Source organism: Clostridium beijerinckii (genome assembly GCF_036699995.1).
GTDB classification, from domain to species: Bacteria; Bacillota; Clostridia; order Clostridiales; family Clostridiaceae; genus Clostridium; species Clostridium helianthi.
The window spans coordinates 5293682-5307500 of the sequence record NZ_CP144906.1 but is presented as its reverse complement, the minus strand read 5'-3'; the positions used below and the strand labels follow the sequence as shown (position 1 = coordinate 5307500).

Annotated in this window: 10 protein-coding genes, 3 tRNA genes and 3 rRNA genes (1 of these 16 only partly in view); 12 read left to right on the top strand and 4 right to left on the bottom strand. The window is 32.9% G+C overall.

Features of this window, described 5'->3' with window-relative positions; genetic code table 11:
* The 6 genes from PZA12_RS23810 to PZA12_RS23785 form a co-directional block, all read left to right on the top strand.
* Window positions 1-2003 (top strand): 23S ribosomal RNA (locus PZA12_RS23810); it begins 908 nt to the left of the window's first position.
* Between the two features lie 139 nt (window positions 2004-2142).
* A 5S ribosomal RNA gene (rrf, locus tag PZA12_RS23805) occupies window positions 2143-2259 on the top strand.
* Window positions 2260-2303: 44 nt separating this feature from the next.
* Window positions 2304-2380: transfer RNA gene (locus PZA12_RS23800), tRNA-Ile, on the top strand.
* Between the two features lies 1 nt (window position 2381).
* Window positions 2382-2457, top strand: a tRNA-Ala gene (locus tag PZA12_RS23795).
* A 256-nt stretch (window positions 2458-2713) separates the two neighbouring features.
* Window positions 2714-3151 carry a hypothetical protein gene (locus PZA12_RS23790; protein WP_012061050.1) on the top strand — a complete coding sequence of 146 codons (438 nt, stop codon included), beginning with the start codon at window positions 2714-2716 and terminating at the stop codon, window positions 3149-3151.
* Between the two features lie 45 nt (window positions 3152-3196).
* A complete protein-coding gene (locus PZA12_RS23785) occupies window positions 3197-3649 on the top strand; it encodes a VanZ family protein (RefSeq protein ID WP_103698087.1) in 453 nt (150 codons plus the stop codon).
* 293 nt (window positions 3650-3942) lie between these two features.
* Here PZA12_RS23785 and PZA12_RS23780 read toward each other — a convergent pair whose 3' ends face one another.
* Window positions 3943-5442, bottom strand: a complete 1500-nt coding sequence (locus tag PZA12_RS23780) for a hypothetical protein (protein ID WP_103698086.1) — start codon at window positions 5440-5442, stop codon at window positions 3943-3945.
* 272 nt (window positions 5443-5714) lie between these two features.
* Here PZA12_RS23780 and fusA point away from each other — a divergent pair, with 272 nt between their 5' ends.
* The 4 genes from fusA (at window position 5715) to PZA12_RS23760 (ending at window position 11067) form a co-directional block, all read left to right on the top strand.
* Window positions 5715-7796, top strand: a complete 2082-nt coding sequence (fusA, locus tag PZA12_RS23775; RefSeq protein ID WP_103698085.1) for an elongation factor G — start codon at window positions 5715-5717, stop codon at window positions 7794-7796.
* Window positions 7797-8049: 253 nt separating this feature from the next.
* Window positions 8050-8286, top strand: coding sequence for a hypothetical protein (locus tag PZA12_RS23770; protein ID WP_012061046.1), 237 nt, complete (start codon window positions 8050-8052; stop codon window positions 8284-8286).
* 111 nt (window positions 8287-8397) lie between these two features.
* The gene (locus PZA12_RS23765) at window positions 8398-9351 is read left to right on the top strand and encodes an ROK family protein (RefSeq protein ID WP_077837826.1); all 954 of its coding nucleotides are present in this window, start codon (window positions 8398-8400) and stop codon (window positions 9349-9351) included.
* Window positions 9352-9834: 483 nt separating this feature from the next.
* Window positions 9835-11067, top strand: coding sequence for a competence/damage-inducible protein A (locus tag PZA12_RS23760; RefSeq protein WP_103698084.1), 1233 nt, complete (start codon window positions 9835-9837; stop codon window positions 11065-11067).
* 171 nt (window positions 11068-11238) lie between these two features.
* Here PZA12_RS23760 and PZA12_RS23755 read toward each other — a convergent pair whose 3' ends face one another.
* Entirely contained in the window at window positions 11239-11970 is a 732-nt protein-coding gene (locus PZA12_RS23755; RefSeq protein ID WP_103698083.1) for an NAD-dependent protein deacylase, read from the bottom strand.
* Between the two features lie 189 nt (window positions 11971-12159).
* Here PZA12_RS23755 and rrf (PZA12_RS23750) point away from each other — a divergent pair.
* Window positions 12160-12276 (top strand): 5S ribosomal RNA (gene rrf / locus PZA12_RS23750).
* A gap of 5 nt (window positions 12277-12281) precedes the next feature.
* A tRNA-Phe gene (locus tag PZA12_RS23745) sits at window positions 12282-12357 on the top strand.
* Between the two features lie 222 nt (window positions 12358-12579).
* Here the strand turns inward: PZA12_RS23745 and PZA12_RS23740 are convergent.
* Together PZA12_RS23740 and PZA12_RS23735 are read right to left on the bottom strand one after the other, a co-directional pair.
* Complete coding sequence (locus tag PZA12_RS23740) at window positions 12580-12990, bottom strand: DUF3785 family protein (protein ID WP_077837823.1); 411 nt, start codon at window positions 12988-12990, stop codon at window positions 12580-12582.
* A 146-nt stretch (window positions 12991-13136) separates the two neighbouring features.
* On the bottom strand, window positions 13137-13814 hold the full coding sequence (locus PZA12_RS23735; protein ID WP_078114190.1) for a uracil-DNA glycosylase: 678 nt from the start codon (window positions 13812-13814) through the stop codon (window positions 13137-13139).
* Between the last annotated feature and the right edge of the window lie 5 nt (window positions 13815-13819).

Here is a 13819-nt window from a genome sequence, read left to right as displayed (position 1 = left end):
AATAGGCTAGGGGGCATAGCGCTTACCGAACCTTATCAAACTCCGAATGCCACATACTATCAGTCCGGCAGTCAGACTATGAAAGATAAGTTCCATGGTCAAAAGGGAAACAGCCCAGATCGTCAGCTAAGGTCCCAAAGTGTAAGTTAAGTGGAAAAGGATGTGGGATTTCTAAGACAACTAGGATGTTGGCTTAGAAGCAGCCACTCATTAAAAGAGTGCGTAATAGCTCACTAGTCAAGAGATCCTGCGCCGAAAATGTCCGGGGCTCAAACTTACCACCGAAGCTACGGGTTCACGTTTTACGTGAGCGGTAGAGGAGCGTCGTAATCGGGCTGAAGTCGTACCGTAAGGAGCGGTGGACTGATTACGAGTGAGAATGTTGGCATTAGTAGCGAGATGTAGGCGAGAATCCTACAGGCCGAATATCTAAGGTTTCCTGAGTAAAGTTTGTCTTCTCAGGGTTAGTCGGGACCTAAGGCGAGGCCGAAAGGCGTAGTCGATGGACAATTGGTTGATATTCCAATACCACTATAATCGTTATTATCGATGGTGTGACGGAGAAGGATAGGATGTGCTAGCTATTGGATGCTAGTCTAAGCGTTTAGGGAGTTGGGATTGGCAAATCCGTTCCAACAATTCTGAGGCGTGATGGGGAAGGTTCTACGGAACCGAAGTATCTGATTCCATGCTTCCAAGAAAAGCATCTAGAGAGAGAAGTAGTGCCCGTACCGCAAACCGACACAGGTAGATGAGGAGAGAATCCTAAGGCCGACGGAAGAATTGCAGTTAAGGAACTAGGCAAATTGACCCCGTAACTTCGGGAGAAGGGGTGCCTGAGAAATCAGGCCGCAGAGAATAGGCACAAGCAACTGTTTAACAAAAACACAGGTCTCTGCTAAAGCGAAAGCTGATGTATAGGGGCTGACGCCTGCCCGGTGCTGGAAGGTTAAGGGGAACACTTAGCGAAATATCGCGAAGGTGTGAACTTAAGCCCCAGTAAACGGCGGCCGTAACTATAACGGTCCTAAGGTAGCGAAATTCCTTGTCAGGTAAGTTCTGACCCGCACGAATGGCGTAATGACTTGTGCACTGTCTCAACTGCAAATCCGGCGAAGTTGTAGTGCGAGTGAAGATGCTCGCTACCCGCGATTGGACGGAAAGACCCCGTAGAGCTTTACTGTAGCTTAGCATTGAATTTCGGTATTGTCTGTACAGGATAGGTGGGAGACTGGGAAACTAGGGCGTCAGCCTTGGTGGAGTCGTTGTTGGGATACCACCCTGATAGTATTGAAGTTCTAACTGGATGCCATGAAACTGGTGACAGGACATTGTTAGGTGGGCAGTTTGACTGGGGCGGTCGCCTCCTAAAATGTAACGGAGGCGCCCAAAGGTTCCCTCAGAACGGTCGGAAATCGTTCGAAGAGTGTAAAGGCAGAAGGGAGCCTGACTGCGACACCTACAAGTGGAGCAGGGACGAAAGTCGGGCTTAGTGATCCGGTGGTACCTCGTGGGAGGGCCATCGCTCAACGGATAAAAGCTACCTCGGGGATAACAGGCTGATCTCCCCCAAGAGTTCACATCGACGGGGAGGTTTGGCACCTCGATGTCGGCTCGTCGCATCCTGGGGCTGAAGTAGGTCCCAAGGGTTGGGCTGTTCGCCCATTAAAGCGGCACGCGAGCTGGGTTCAGAACGTCGTGAGACAGTTCGGTCCCTATCCGTCGCGGGCGTAGGAAATTTGAGAGGAGCTGTCCTTAGTACGAGAGGACCGGGATGGACTGACCTATGGTGTACCAGTTGTTTCGCCAGAAGCATAGCTGGGTAGCTAAGTCGGGAAGGGATAAACGCTGAAAGCATCTAAGTGTGAAGCCCACCTCAAGATGAGATTTCCCATAGCATAAGCTAGTAAGACCCCTTGAAGACTACAAGGTTGATAGGTCAGAGGTGTAAGTGCGGCAACGTATTTAGCTGACTGATACTAATAGGTCGAGGGCTTGACCAATATAATCAAGTTGTAATATACATTAAAGAAACTGTGTGCAATTTTGAAAGAACAAAGTTTTTTCAAAAAGGAAACTCGCTCAACGAAGTTGAGGAGTACAGTTCATGAAGCCAAATCAAAGATTTGGAATGAACTAGCATCTCGTGATGATGGCATAGAGGTAACACTCCTTCCCATTCCGAACAGGAAAGTTAAGGTCTATAGCGCCGATGGTACTGCATGGGAGACTGTGTGGCAGAGTAGGACGTTGCGAGGTAATCTTGTAGATTACAAGAGTTAAGTTAAAGAAATTTAACTTACGGATCTTTAGCTCAGTTGGTTAGAGCAACCGGCTCATAACCGGTAGGTCTAGGGTTCGAGTCCCTGAAGGTCCACCATGGGGGTATAGCTCAGTTGGGAGAGCACCTGCCTTGCACGCAGGGGGTCAAGAGTTCGAATCTCTTTATCTCCACCATTGAAAACTATGAATTTTATTCATAGTTTTTTTATTTTTTTATTATAAATATTATTTAACAACAATATTTATTACTAGCATGAGTTATATGATGCAGAAAATAGTAGAACAACAGTATAAAATAGGCTAAAAATACTAATTGTTAAAGTATACAATGAATGAATTATAATATATAATTTATATGTAAAATATATGTAAAAATGTAATTTAGTATTTTTATTTATTGTATAAAAATTATATTGCGAGGGGTAGGATTATGGTAAGAACTATTGTCTGCAAAAAAGATGGATGTAGCGGTAATGAATTTCATATATCAACAGAAGACAATAAACTTAAATTAGTCTGTAAAGACTGTGGAAGTACTTATTATTATGATGTGAGTTATTATGAATTTATAATGTTATCAAATTGTGCAGAGTGTAATAACGATACATTTAAGGTGTTTAATAATTTAGATAAACAAGGAATATATGCTAAGTGTTCTAAGTGTGGTGCTCCACCAGAAAAAATATACATTGATGATGAAGGTGTACAAGTTACTTATGAAGCAAAGTTGCTACAAGATATAAAGCAGTTTATGTATCAAATTGATCAAAGAATCTGTAGTTTAGAGATGAAAATAGATGGTTTGGAAAAGGGGCAAGAATTATTAGAAGAATCACTTGCTTATATAAATAGATATATGTCTGAGTAATATAATATCTGTGAATTTTAAAATTGTACTTAAAGAGGATGGCGTATGAAGAACAAAAGGAAAATTATTTACTGGTTTTTATTAATAGTTTGGATGATAGGGATATTTATTATGTCTAATCAACCTGCTCAAATATCTGATTCTCAAAGTGAAGGCGTAATAAATATTCTTTCTGCTATAGGTATCAATATGAATGGAATCTTTGGGCAGCTTACTAATTTTATAGTTAGAAAATGTGCACATTTTCTTGAATATATGGTATTATCATTACTAGCATTTAATGTGTTTAAATTGTATTTTAACATCAGAAGGGTTATTTTTGTGACAGTAGCTTTTGTATTTTTTTACGCTTGTTCTGATGAAATACATCAATTATTTGTTTTAGGAAGAGAAGGTGCTTTTAGAGATGTTATAATAGATACGGTTGGAGGCATTACACTAATATTGATTAATCTATTTAGAATGCATATAGTTGCCAAGTTTAATGAAGATAAATAAAAGATAATTTGAATAATTGGGATATAGTAATTTAAGATTAAAACCAAATTAATCATTCAAATTTTAAAATAATATAAATCAGTTAATTATATTAAGGTATGAAAATAAGGAATAAAAATTGTGAAGGCTAAGTATATGATGCAAATTAAGCATTATGTACTTAGCCTTCATTTTCTATAACAGAAATTAAATATGTTATGCAAACATAAGTATAAGTTAGTGAGAAACAAATATAGACATTGGTTTAATTGGAGTAAACAAAATTACAATTACTCTAAAATTACTTATTAAACCTATTTATGAGATGAATTAAATTTTATTTTAAATAGATCATTTACTTTAAATAGAATATAAATAAGAATAAGTATTAATAATCCATCAAAAGTGAAGTTGAACAAAAATAATTGTTTCGCGGTATCAGCCTTTCCATTGCCTACAAAAGGCATTGGAAATTGAAGCATACCTATAAATATAACAGTCCAAAGCAAGAAAATTTTGTTCTTTATTTCAGGATTAGAACTATTTCGAATATATTTATACAGTGAGCATAACAGAATAATAAGATAAATTAATCCTATAAAATATAAATTTCTAGGTAATATTTTTTCCCTTATAGATGACCAAAGTGTGAAACGATGGAAATCCCTAACTGGGGTTGAACTATCAGCTTTTGAGTACTTACCTAGTCCAGTACTAGTATAAAATGCCTTACTTGCGGTATATTTCATGCCATTTAATAAACGAGTAGGGTGAGTTAAATAGAATTTTGCAAGTTTAAAGTTATTTATTTTGCTGTAGAATTTTTCATCAGTTATTTCTGAACCAGGAATATATTTGACATATTCATCGGAATCCAAATAAGCATGTTTCCCAGCCTCAGCTGATAAATCAGGATCTAAGCCTAAATCTACCAAGTCTTGCTCTGGAGTAGTAGATTCGTTTAATACGCCATAAAAGACTGAGTTATACTGGGTGTCTTTACTTAAGTTGTTGCTATTCATATTGATGCGAATAGGATAGATTATCAATAAGCATGTAATAACATATAAAATAGCTAAACTGATTTTATTTAGATTATATCTATTATTCAATAATATTTTACATATAAGAATTATAATAATAGGTAAAGAAGTAATAACTTGTAATTTAGAACCTAAAAATAAAAAGGCTGAAAATAATATATAAAGTATTTTCGACATTAATTTTTCCGTTCCCTTTATTACGTATTTGTATTGAATATAGTTAAGAATGGATGCAACAAGCAATGATAGTGTAGTTATCATCATTGGTTCTCCATATAGGCTATTAAACCAAATTAAATAATTGCCATCAAAGAAAATGAATGCGGTTATTAGTACAACCATCATAGATTTAATATTATTTTTTATATTCAAAGATTTTAATATTATGATAAATGAAAGAATATATATAATACTATAGATGACAGCTAAATATTGAGTTTTAAATATATTATGATCAAGTGATTTGCATATATAATTAACAAGTATTATTAGATAGCTCAAACTACAATTCCAGATGCTTTTAGAATCGGTATTGTTTAAAGGGGTAATCTTATAATCAGTCACAATAAAGTCGTAATATCCTACAGAGTTAGGATTGTTCGTATCTGAGTCTAATAATGACAGACCAGATATATTCATAATTCTATAGAAATCACCTTGGTCAGCAACACCCACTTGGGGTTTTATAAATAGGACTCCGATAGTTATAGAAATTGCAAGTAAAGCAAACCAAAACATATAGAAGTTTCTTAAATTCTTTTTTGCTTTCATTAAATTTTCCTCCACAAAGATAGATTTAAAGTAATAAACATGATTATAAAGATATTAACAGATAAAATTATAATGTTTTTTGGTTAATACTACAAGAAAACATCAAATTAATTTAAAGGGCTACTTCAAAAATAGGATAAATATAAATTTTCAGAAAATTAAGAAAATAAGGAGGATTTAACGAATAGAAATAGAAATATAACATATAGCATTATTAAGTGAAAGGCAGGTGGGAGCCAATCTCTAGGGTAGATTAAGGGTTTGGCAGCATTATGAAAGATTATAGTATTAAAAATTTAAGAAATGTAGGATTAATGGGGCATAATGGAACTGGAAAGACTTCCTTAGCGGAAAGCCTTCTGTATTATTCAAAAATTACAGATAGATTAGGGAATATTGAGGATGGGACTACGGTTTTAGATTTTGATACTGAAGAAAAGAAGAGACAATTTTCTATTGCTCTTTCAGTAGCACCAATTGAATTAGATAATGTTAAAATAAATCTTATAGATATTCCTGGATATGCAGACTTTCAAGGTGAATGTATCGAAGGAATGAGAGCCGTGGATGTAGGTATGATAGTTGTAAGCGGAGTTTCAGGTGTCAAGGCGGGAACTGAAAGAGCCTGGGAATATTGTAACAAAATTAAATTGCCTAGAACATTTTTTATAAATAAATTAGATAGAGAGAACTCGGATTTTAATAAAGTATTAGCATCTCTTAAAGAAAAATTTGGCATCAGCGTGGTGCCTATTCAGTATCCTATAGGAGAAGAAGACAATTTTAAAGGGGTAATAAATATAATATCCAAACAAGCAAGAGTATACGATGTAAAGACCAAGGAAATAAAAATACTGGATATACCTGAAGAGCTCCAGGATGAAGTTGAAAATTGTAAGAAGATGATTATGGAAGCTGTCGCTGAGACTGATGAAGTATTGCTTGATAAATATTTTAGTGAAGGCGAATTGAGTGATGAGGAAATATATAAGGGCCTTATAAGTGGATGTGCTAGTGGAGATATTGCCCCTGTTATGTGTGGAAGTGCTACAAAAGTTATTGGAATGGATTCTTTAATTGATGATATTGTAGAATGTTTTCCATCGCCAGAATATGCTATTCCACAAAAAGCTGTAGACGTTTTAAATGATGAAGAGGTTTTTGTTAATCTCAATCAAGATAAGCCTTTTTCTGCATTAGTATTTAAAACTATTGCAGATCCATTTGTAGGTAGGATATCATTTTTTAGAGTTATTACAGGTGAAGCGAAAGATGATATGACAGTATTAAATGTTAATAAAGATAAGAATGAAAAGTTATCCCATATATGTTTTATTAGAGGTAAGACACAAATACCAGCTAAAAGAATAATAGCTGGTGATATAGGTGCTATTTCTAAGTTACAGTATACAAATACAGGCGATACTTTAGCTAGTTCTGATTTTAAAGTAATATATGACAAAATGAATTTTCCTAAAACAGTTTTCTCAATGGCTGTAATCCCTCAAGCTAAAGGGGATGAGGAAAAGATATCTCAAGCCTTGGCCAAGTTAAAAGATGAAGATCCTGTTTTTCAAATTGATAGAGATGTAGAAAACGCAGAAATTGTAATCTCAGGACTAGGAGAAACACATATTAATGTAATCGCAAGTAAAATAAAAAGTAAATTTGGTGTAGAAGCAGTATTAAGTTTACCAAAGGTACCTTATAAAGAAACTATAAAGGGATTTTCAGATGTACAAGGAAAACATAAAAAGCAGTCTGGTGGACATGGACAGTATGGAGATGTGGTAATTAAATTTGAACGTAGAACAGATGGGGAGGAAGAATTAGAATTTATTGATAACGTTGTTGGTGGCGCAGTCCCAAGAAATTTTATTCCAGCAGTAGAAAAAGGATTAAGAGAGTGTATAACTCATGGTGTTTTAGCAGGATGCCCAGTTATAGGTCTTAAAGCGACTCTTCATGATGGATCATACCACTCTGTAGATTCTTCTGAAATGGCTTTTAAGGTTGCAGCTTCTATAGCTTATAAAAAGGGATTAGAGCAAGCTAAACCTATTCTATTGGAACCTATAATGAAAGTAGAAGTTATATTACCAAATGAATATATGGGAGATGTGATAGCTGATATAAATAAAAAGAGGGGAAGAGTAATCGGAATGGAGCCAGAAGGGGACAAACAAAAGGTTATATCAGAAATTCCGCTTGCCGAAATTAGAAAATATGCTACTGAATTGAGATCTTTAACTCAAGGAAGAGGAGTATTTACAAAAGAATTTGCAAGATATGAAGAAGTTCCAGAGATAGAGGTAGCAAAAGCAATAGAGAGCATTAATGAATTAAGAAAATAACATTATGGAAAGTTATAGATAAAGTTCATTAAATAGGAATAAAGAGTACTCTAGTGTAGGTATTACATAAAGGGTACTTTTTATTTATGTGCTTAATATTTGGGCTTAATAAAGAGAAATAAAATAAAAATTACTATAATTAAGGAATAAGGTAAATTTTACATTAATATATATAGGATAAAATCATGTGCAGAAAGACATAATATTTTAGTAATAGTATATTTTATACAATTTGAACAAGGGGGCCTGTACAATGTCAGATTATAGCATGGATATTAATGGAAACATAGAATTGAGTGATTATAGTAATATATTTGACTATTTAAATATAATAGACAAAGATGATAATTTTGTAATAAGGATAGATAGAAATAATAAGGATGATATAGAATTAATTAATTCTATGCTTCAAGATAACAAATTTAATATCAATTATACACAATATGACGATTTTGGGAACTACTACATAAGCGCCAATAAAGGATCTTGAAAAAATATTATTTAAAATACAGGTTTTATTGGAATAGCATAATATAGTATAATATGTATTAGCAAATTGTTTTTTATTGGTATATTAAATAAAATAAAGGAGAGTTATATTATGCAAAAATATGTTATAGGAGTAGATTTAGGGGGAACTAAGATAAGTACTGCATTATCTAATTTAAATGGAGAAGTGTTATGTCAAACAACAGTTCCTACAAATGCAAGCGAGGGAGAAATTCCAGTATTAAATAGAATTATAGAATCTGTTGAAAAAGTAATTAAAGATGGATCAGTAACTTATAAAGATATAAAAGGAATTGGTATCGGTTCCCCTGGACCTTTAGATGCTGAAAAAGGAACTATAATCTATACACCAAACCTTCCATTTAAGAATTTTAATTTAGTGGAACCTTTGAATAAAAAGTTTGAAGTTCCTGTATTTTTAGATAATGATGCAAACGTTGCAGCTATTGGGGAATATATGTTTGGTGCAGGAAAAGGCGCTAAAGATGTAGTATTCTTCACAGTAAGCACTGGAGTAGGTGGCGGTGCTGTCTTAAATGGAAAGGTATATAGAGGGCACACTTCAAATGCATTAGAAATTGGACATATGACAGTAGCACCAGATGGACCAAGATGTAATTGTGGAAATATAGGATGTGTAGAAGCAACATCATCAGGAACTGCAATTGCAAAAAGAGGGCAGGAAGCATTAGCTAGCAAAGTTGAAACTTCATTAAGAAAGTATGATACTATTACTTCATATGAGGTGTTTACAGAGGCGGCTGCAGGAGATCCAGTTTGCGTGGATATAATTAATAATGCACTGAATTATTTAGGAATAGCTGTAGCTAATGCAGTATCTATATTTGATCCAGAAATTATAATAATAGGCGGTGGTGTATCAAAAGCTGGAGATATTGTTTTTGATACAGTAAGAAAAGTTGTTGATAAGAGATGTTTTAAATCTATGGCAGAATCAGTTAAGATTGTTCCAGCAGGATTAGGTACAGATGCAGGAGTAATTGGTGCGGTAGCATTAGCATTGCTTGAAACAGAAGATAAGTAATGCTAAGAATGAATTAAGTAAAGTAGTGGGATTTTTAGCTTAATCCTAGAACTCTAAAGCATTTAGAATAGACTTTTAGAATAGAATTACAGATAGATGTGAATAAATATTAAAAATTTCACATAAAATTAGAACAAAAAGCTCTCTTTGCAATAAATTTTTTCTTCTCATACATATTACTAAGTTTATTCTAGGTTAATTACTTAATTAGGGAGACTTTTATTTTGATATTTAAAGTATTTACCTATAATAGATCGGGATGAAAAAATTTTTTATATAAGCTATCTCTAGATATACTTAGAGATAGTGTATTATAAAAGAGTATATTTTATATGAAACCTATTCAATAGATTGTTGGATAGGTTTCAATCTTTAACTATGATATAAAAAGAGATTATTGTAATGAGTAACAGTTTAGTAGTATAATTTCTAATTAATAATATTATTGTGGACTTGCAAATTAAATAAGAAGAAGGTAATAAGATGAAAGCAGAGATTATAGCCATAGGAACAGAAATTTTATTAGGCGATATAATTAATTCAAATGCCCAATATTTAGCTCAGGAGTTAGCAGCTCTTGGAATAGATATGTATTATCAGCAAGTAGTAGGAGATAATGAAATAAGAATTATGCATGCATTTGATGAGGCATATAGCAGAAGTGATATCATAATAACTACAGGAGGACTTGGACCAACTGATGATGATATTACAAAAGAAGTTGCGGCTAAATATTTTAATAAAGAATTGATTGAGGATGAAAATTCCACTAAAAAAATAAGAGATTATTTTAAATTTAGAGAAAGAGCAATGACTCAAAATAATTTAAAGCAAGGGTTAATTCCAGAAGGAGCAACTGTTATAAATAATAATAATGGAACAGCACCAGGAGTTATAATGGAAGATGATAATAAGATAATGATCATTTTACCTGGGCCACCAAAAGAAATGAAACCAATGTTTGAAGAATCGGTTAAACCATATCTTCAAGAGAAATCAGATTCAATATTGGTTTCAAGAGTTGTTAAGATACTTGGAATAGGGGAAAGTGCTGTTGCAGAAGAGATTAAGGATCTAATAGACGCTCAAACCAATCCTACAATTGCGCCTTATGCAAAAGATGTAGGAGTAATGCTTCGTATAACTGCAAAGGCTGAAACTAAAGATGAAGCACTAAAATTGATAGAACCAATTGAGGAAGAAATTAAGAACAGACTTGGGGATAATGTTTATGCAACTGAGGATATTAACATAGAAGAAGTTGTAGCTAGGCTTTTGATAGAGAAGAAACTAACAATATCTACAGCAGAATCTTGTACTGGTGGCATGATAGCAAGCTATCTTATTAATTATCCAGGTATATCGGAAGTTTTTTTAGAAGGCGCTGTAACATATTCTAATGAGGCTAAGCATAATAGACTAGGCGTTAATAATGATATTTTAAACCAGTATGGAGCTGTAAGTGAAGAAACCGCAAGAGAAATGGCAATTGGTATTGCAAAGACAGCTAATACTGATGTTAGTATTGTAACAACAGGAATTGCAGGACCAGAAGGCGGTACTTTAGAAAAACCTGTTGGATTGGTTTTTATAGGTGTGTATGTTCAAGGAAAGGTAACGATAAAAAAATGTTTGTTTAAGGGAGACAGAAACAAAGTAAGGCTTCAGGCTACAATTACAGGATTAGACATGCTAAGAAGAATTCTTATTAAATAAATTATGCAAAATAAAAATGCCATAATATATTTCAAACGAAGTAATATATTATGGCTTTACAAATTGTATATAAATAAAAATGGGGGAGAGGCGATTAAATATTGAAGTTAAATACTTCATTATTATTTATTGCCAAATTAAATTTATTTATACATAATTTAGATAAAAAATTTATAATTCTTTTATAGCCTCGCTCAATGTTTTCCCGAAGGAATCGTTAATAACCAAATTAGCCTTGGAATCAGCAGAGGTAGAACTTTTATTTATTAATACAAGATTCTTTCCTTTAAAATAATTGATAAGTCCGGCAGCAGGATAAACAACAAGTGAAGTGCCACCTATAATAAGAGTATCTGCATTAGAAATTGCAGTTATAGAGTCTCTAATTACTTTATCGTCTAGACCCTCTTCATAAAGAACTACATCGGGCTTAACAGTTCCACCACATTTAGTGCAAATAGGAACTCCTTTAGATTGTAGGATAAAATTCACATCATAGAATTCGTGACATTTAACACAATAATTTCGATGAATGGATCCGTGAAGTTCGAATACATTTCTGCTTCCAGCCATTTGATGGAGTCCGTCTATATTTTGTGTAACGATAGCTTTTAATTTTCCCATTTCTTCAAGTTTGGCTAATGCTAAGTGTCCAGCATTTGGTTTAGCATCTGGGTATATAAGTTTTGCTTTATAAAATTTAAAAAATTCTTCAGGATATCTAATATAAAAAGTATGTGATACTAACTGTTCAGGAGTTAATGTAGCATTTAATTTCTCGCTAAACAGGCCATTTGAACTTCTAAAGTCAGGTATATTAGATTCCGTACTGATACCAGCTCCGCCGAAAAAGACTATATTACTACTATTCTTTAATATTTCTGATAACTTTTCAATGCTCATAGAAAAACCTCCAAATTAGAATTTATTTTAAGTATTAAAAACACATTATCATGTATATTTAATTATTGCACAATTGATTAGAAAAATAAAATATAAGCCCTGATAAATTAAACATTTTAAAATATTTATAATAAAAAAATAAAAAATGTGTTGACATAATATAAATAACTCGATATAATACTACTTGTATCTGGTGATGACGGCGTAGAGGTAACACTCCTTCCCATTCCGAACAGGAAAGTTAAGGTCTACAGCGCTGATGGTACTGCATGGGAGACTGTGTGGAAGAGTAAGACGTTGCCAGGTAATATGGCTCGATAGCTCAGTCGGTAGAGCAGAGGACTGAAAATCCTCGTGTCACTGGTTCGATTCCAGTTCGAGCCACCAAAAAAGCACTAACATAAGTTAGTGCTTTTTTCTATATCTTTAGAAAATTATAATTCAGTAAAATCTGTATACAATTTTTTGAATGGTTTAATTAACTTAGTTTACTATTCTAAGGGAATAAAAAATAAATTATATTCGTTAAAAAGATAACATTTAAATTATATTTCTAAATGTTATCTTTTTTAATCTTAACTATTTGTAAAGAAGTTATATAGAAATTCCTTAAACAGTACATTGATCTATATATATTGAGTAGATACCGCAGTTAGGACATACAGTCACACTAACTATATAGCTATCATCAATTTTTCCTAAACCAAAAAGTTTATTAAAAGATGTATTCTTATATTCATTACATAAAGTATTTATTACATATTCATTATCCTTTGTATATATGTAAAAGTGGTACTCTAAGTAACGATAAGATTTATTTATTTGCTCTTGAGTATTACATGCACATTTATCACCATAATATTCTGTTGAAAAACTTACTTCTTCTCCTTCATTTAGAGCATTCAATATTATATCTAAGGAAAGACCTGTAATCTCATTTTCGCCTTCAAAAAATATCCCATCGCAATTATTATCTGTTAGTACGTATTCTTTATTCTCATAAACAAATTTATAATCCACAAAACAACCTCCTCAAAATTAGTGTATAATCAATTATACACCAGCATATGCACAATGTTTAGCAAAACTATATTTAAACATTTAATTTACTTTATAATAGAAAGGCTTAATTTGAATGTAAGCATTGGAAAAAGTAAATTAAATGATTATATATTTTCGATTTGCCAGTCAATTGGTTCTTGATTTGTAGAAATTAGAAAATTGTTTGTTTTTGAAAAAGGTTTACTTCCGAAGAAGCCTCTTGATGCAGATAATGGACTAGGATGAACGGATTTTATTATAAGATGCTTAGGATTAGTAATAAAATCAGTCTTTGAAATAGCATTATTACCCCAAAGTATGAATACTATAGGTGTTTCCTTTTTATTTAGCACCTTAATAACCTGATTTGTGAATTCTTCCCATCCCTTATTTTTGTGGGAATTAGCTTCTCCAGCTCTAACTGTAAGTACTGTATTTAGCAATAAGACTCCTTGATCAGCCCACTTTCTTAAATAGCCATTGTTTGGGATATAGCAACCTAAATCAGTATGTAGTTCCTTATAGATATTAATTAAAGATGGTGGAGTTTTTACACCTGGATTAACAGAAAAACTCAATCCATGCGCTTGGCCAGGTCCATGATAAGGATCTTGACCTAATATAACAACTTTAACTTTATTATAAGGTGTAAAATGTAAGGCGTTAAAGAGATCATACATATTAGGATAAATGGTCTTAGAATTATATTCATTTATCAAAAATTTTCTTAGATTAATATAATAGTCTTTTTGGAATTCTGACTCCAAATAATTTTTCCAATCATTTTTTAATATATCGGACATTAAAT

What these genes read in the sequence shown, in the direction of transcription:
- PZA12_RS23790 (WP_012061050.1), top strand. Translation starts at nt 2,714, where the DNA reads ATGGTAAGAACTATTGTCTGCAAAAAAGATGGATGTAGCGGTAATGAA.
- PZA12_RS23785 (WP_103698087.1), top strand. Translation starts at nt 3,197, where the DNA reads ATGAAGAACAAAAGGAAAATTATTTACTGGTTTTTATTAATAGTTTGG.
- PZA12_RS23780 (WP_103698086.1), bottom strand. Translation starts at nt 5,442, where the DNA reads ATGAAAGCAAAAAAGAATTTAAGAAACTTCTATATGTTTTGGTTTGCT.
- fusA (WP_103698085.1), top strand. Translation starts at nt 5,715, where the DNA reads ATGAAAGATTATAGTATTAAAAATTTAAGAAATGTAGGATTAATGGGG.
- PZA12_RS23770 (WP_012061046.1), top strand. Translation starts at nt 8,050, where the DNA reads ATGTCAGATTATAGCATGGATATTAATGGAAACATAGAATTGAGTGAT.
- PZA12_RS23765 (WP_077837826.1), top strand. Translation starts at nt 8,398, where the DNA reads ATGCAAAAATATGTTATAGGAGTAGATTTAGGGGGAACTAAGATAAGT.
- PZA12_RS23760 (WP_103698084.1), top strand. Translation starts at nt 9,835, where the DNA reads ATGAAAGCAGAGATTATAGCCATAGGAACAGAAATTTTATTAGGCGAT.
- PZA12_RS23755 (WP_103698083.1), bottom strand. Translation starts at nt 11,970, where the DNA reads ATGAGCATTGAAAAGTTATCAGAAATATTAAAGAATAGTAGTAATATA.
- PZA12_RS23735 (WP_078114190.1), bottom strand. Translation starts at nt 13,814, where the DNA reads ATGTCCGATATATTAAAAAATGATTGGAAAAATTATTTGGAGTCAGAA.